Origin of the sequence: Fulvivirga marina, from assembly GCF_016775155.1 — a bacterium.
In the GTDB taxonomy this organism is placed as follows: domain Bacteria; phylum Bacteroidota; class Bacteroidia; order Cytophagales; family Cyclobacteriaceae; genus Fulvivirga; species Fulvivirga marina.
Window position 1 is genome coordinate 1 of the sequence record NZ_JAEUGD010000011.1, and the last position, 3,727, is coordinate 3,727.

Sequence of the window (3,727 nt, forward strand, 5' to 3'; positions counted from 1 at the left end):
TCCTTTATCAGGCATTAGTTATCGGTATTCAGTAATCAGTTATTGGGGTATTCGGTGCCTGTAATACGATTAATGTTTGCACTACTAAAATTGGTTTTAAGAGAACAGATACCCATTTTCAAACTTCATGGTGCTAAGGAACTATTCTGAATCATATTTAATGAAATAGATCAGCCGAAGAAAATTATTATCCATTGTCAAAATGGAGCCAGAGCAACAATAGCGGAATCATTGTTAAATAAAGAAGGAATCGATAATGTTAGAGTTTATTTGGGAGGTATGAATGAATGATTGGCAAATAATAAAAATGTAGTAAAATCTTAGGGAATTTTACCCCTTATGTAACATATGTTACTGAGGGTGATAAAAAAGAATTGTTTATTAAAGACATTTTAAAATTCAGAATATGAAATCACATTATCAAATCTTAATCATTGGAGGTGGAACAGCAGGTATAATGTCTGCGGCTAATCTTTTGCAAAAAGACAAGTCTTTAGATATAGGATTAATTGAACCAGCCAATACACACTATTATCAACCTGCTTGGACTTTAGTTGGAGGTGGAACATACAATTATGATAAAACAGCAAGGCCCATGTCTTCCGTTATGCCAAAAGGTGTAACATGGATAAAGGATTATGCAGAATCATTTGACCCTGAACAAAATGGTGTTACAACTAAAGCAAACGGTAAAATTACTTACGATTTTTTGATTGTATGTCCTGGACTTGTTATGGAACCTTCTATGATTGATGGGTTAGAGGAGTCTCTTGGTAAAGGTGTTGTTTGTAGTAATTATACTAACCCAAATCATACCTATGAAGTAATTAAAAATTTCAAAGGAGGAAATGCATTATTTACTCAGCCTACAACTCCAATTAAATGCGGTGGAGCACCTCAAAAAATTGCTTATTTGGCTGCTGATAATTTTAGAAGAAACAAGGTAAATGCTAACGTAATATTTGCTATACCTGGTGGCGTAATTTTTGGTGTGAAAGAAATTGCTACTACATTACATGAAGTGATTAGTCGCTATGGAATTCATTTTAGACCATTTTATGCACCTGTTAAGATCGATGGTGAGAATCGAATAGCTACATTTAAATATGTTAAGCCTGGTGAGAATCAATGCGTTGTAAATGAAAACAATAAGTTGGGAGAGAAACTGGTAGCTGAAGGTGAAAATACAGTTACAATACCTTTTGACATGTTGCATCTTGCTCCACCACAAGCAGCACCAAAATTTATACGAGAATCTACTTTAGTTAATGATGCTGGATGGCTTAATGTTGATCACCATACACTAAGGCATAATAAATATGCTAATATTTTCGGTTTAGGAGATGTTGCAGGTTTACCTACTGCCAAGACAGGTGCGGCAATTAGAAAGCAAGTTCCGATCGTAGTTGATAACATTTTAAAACTATTATCACTAGGTGATATTGGTAACAAATCTTATAACGGGTATTCTTCATGTCCATTGGTAACAGGTTCTGGAAAAATGGTATTAGCTGAGTTTGATTACGATCAAAATTTCACTCCTGACCCAAAGCTTAAAAACATGTTAGTTTTCGATAGCAGCAAGGAACATTGGAGGCTTTGGATGCTAAAAAAATATGGGTTGCCGTATCTGTATTGGAATAAAATGCTAAAAGGCCAAGAGGTCTAATTGTAAGCTCCCCATTTTAGAACTACCTAAAAGTATAAATTCTATTAATAATTATTGTTAGGTGTTAGTTGTGGGTAACTCAATAGAGTTATCCACTGTTAACGCCACCGGTGCACATTGTGTATTGGGCTCATATTATTCAAGCTTTCATATAGCCTGATAAAGTTATAGTTATGTATCCAATCTTCAGTGAGCTGTCGCACTTCATCTATTGAATCAAATAAGTAAGCATCTCCACATGTAAAGCCTCTCTGTTAAAATCATCCATAACATTGAAAGAACGGAGTTTCCGTCGATTTTTCTACTTTCAAACTGTCCATTTTCGGGGTGATTACAAAAGTCCCTCTAAATTTTGAATGTGATAATTGTTACAAATTCTTATGAAAAGAATTCGTGTATTTACATTAAGCAAATATTAAAGAGCCATGAACACTATAAATTTAATTTTACTCGGAGTAGTATTATTCTCATCTGTATCTTGCGATGATGCGGCTTATGAAGTTAATCGCAATGAAAATGGCTCATTTATCACTCAAATTGATGCACTTCCCATTGAACCATTAAATGATGGAGAAATATCTGCTATAATGCTTATGCGAGAAGAAGAAAAGCTAGCCCGTGATGTATACGATAGTCTTTATGCAAAATGGAATTCAAATTCTTTTAACAATATTTCTTCAAGTGAGCAGAAACATATGGAAGCAGTACTTACCTTAATAAATAAGTATGAATTAAGTGGCCCTTCTGCCCAAGATATATCTGGTGAGTTTGTAAATACAGATCTTCAAAAACTATATAATAATTTAACTGAAACAGGGTCACTAAGTCTGATTGATGCATTTAAAGTAGGAGCGGCAATTGAGGAAATTGATATTTTAGATCTTCAACGTGAGCTAGACACAAATATTGATAATGAAGACATCATATTCGTATTTGAAAATCTTATGAAGGGATCAAGAAATCATCTTAGATCGTTTGTTAAAAACCTATCAAAATTAGGGATAATTTACACCCCACAATACTTGACCAAAGAAGGTTATGATGAAATCATCAATACGGATATGGAACGGGGCATGAGCGAAGGAACTCGTAAAAGAAATTGGAAAAATTAGTTAATAGAAGAAATTGAAATAATGAAGCAGCATATAAAAAGGTTAATTTATGGTCTTCTTGTTATTCAACTTGCAATGATGGTTGGATGTAAACAAACCAATGATAAAAAGTCTGAAATATCTTCAAAAAATCAAATAGAGAATAATTCTTCAGAAGCGTCAAATCTATTATTAGCTAACTGCTACGTCTGTCACAATCCAAATACAGATTCCCATGACGAAATCATAGCACCACCACTCGCGGGAATTAAAATGAGGTATATGAATGAAACAACTGACAAGGAAGAATTTATAAATCTCATGTCAAACTTTGTATTCAACCCTAATGAAGAATCAGCATTAATGGCTGGCCCTGTAATGAGATTTGGAATAATGCCAAAAACCAAATTGGGTGAAGATGATATAAGAAAAATTGTTACTTATATATATGAAAACGATTTAGATGAACCAAGTTGGTTCAAAGAGCATAAAGAGAGAAAACATAGGTAGTACAATAGTAAATAATCAGTATGAGTAGAAATTGCTCTGATATTATTAAAGAGAAAGCAAGTAAAGTCAAATGCTTTTGATATCAGGAATATGGTTGAAAATGGTTGAAAGTGGAGGTTGCTTACGTCCAGCAAATTGCTGAATCAGGTCAAAAGGAGAGGGGATTGTTAAAATAGAGAATAGGTACCACTTTGCGCAAAAGTGGAACGGAAAGGGCTAGGGCTGCTTCGGGAGCAAATGGAGACCGACTGAATTAGGAATTTTTCTTTTCTGGCTTACGGTCAGTAAACCAAACGGTTTTGCATTTATTGAGGATTACTAGCAATCGGTATAGTTATTAATTTTAAAAAAAATTATGTTAAATAGGACTCTTTTAAAGAGCGGTGGCATGACAGAATAGCGGGCCAGCGTAGGCCAGTGGGCAGAAGCATTATTACTCATACCCGCAAGGCATGCC

4 protein-coding genes and 1 pseudogene are annotated in these 3,727 nt (G+C 34.3%); 4 read left to right on the forward strand and 1 reads right to left on the reverse strand.

Annotated features, from left to right (window positions below; genetic code table 11):
• Nucleotides 1-165 precede the first annotated feature (165 nt).
• Both JMN32_RS27685 and JMN32_RS03650 read left to right on the forward strand, forming a co-directional pair.
• A complete protein-coding gene (locus JMN32_RS27685; protein ID WP_394369146.1) occupies nucleotides 166-291 on the forward strand; it encodes a rhodanese-like domain-containing protein in 126 nt (41 codons plus the stop codon).
• Nucleotides 292-406: 115 nt separating this feature from the next.
• The gene (locus JMN32_RS03650; protein WP_202854931.1) at nucleotides 407-1,669 is read left to right on the forward strand and encodes an NAD(P)/FAD-dependent oxidoreductase; all 1,263 of its coding nucleotides are present in this window, start codon (nucleotides 407-409) and stop codon (nucleotides 1,667-1,669) included.
• Between the two features lie 98 nt (nucleotides 1,670-1,767).
• Here the strand turns inward: JMN32_RS03650 and JMN32_RS27690 are convergent.
• A pseudogene (locus JMN32_RS27690) lies at nucleotides 1,768-1,896 on the reverse strand (integrase core domain-containing protein); the annotation flags it as partial.
• Between the two features lie 198 nt (nucleotides 1,897-2,094).
• On the opposite strand from JMN32_RS27690, the gene JMN32_RS03660 reads away from it, so the two are divergent.
• Together JMN32_RS03660 and JMN32_RS03665 are read left to right on the forward strand one after the other, a co-directional pair.
• Entirely contained in the window at nucleotides 2,095-2,781 is a 687-nt protein-coding gene (locus tag JMN32_RS03660) for a DUF2202 domain-containing protein (protein WP_202854933.1), read from the forward strand.
• A 21-nt stretch (nucleotides 2,782-2,802) separates the two neighbouring features.
• Nucleotides 2,803-3,270 carry a c-type cytochrome gene (locus JMN32_RS03665; RefSeq protein ID WP_202854934.1) on the forward strand — a complete coding sequence of 156 codons (468 nt, stop codon included), beginning with the start codon at nucleotides 2,803-2,805 and terminating at the stop codon, nucleotides 3,268-3,270.
• The last annotated feature ends 457 nt before the right edge of the window (nucleotides 3,271-3,727 follow it).

What these genes read in the sequence shown, in the direction of transcription:
- JMN32_RS03665 (WP_202854934.1), top strand. Translation starts at nt 2,803, where the DNA reads ATGAAGCAGCATATAAAAAGGTTAATTTATGGTCTTCTTGTTATTCAA.
- JMN32_RS03660 (WP_202854933.1), top strand. Translation starts at nt 2,095, where the DNA reads ATGAACACTATAAATTTAATTTTACTCGGAGTAGTATTATTCTCATCT.
- JMN32_RS03650 (WP_202854931.1), top strand. Translation starts at nt 407, where the DNA reads ATGAAATCACATTATCAAATCTTAATCATTGGAGGTGGAACAGCAGGT.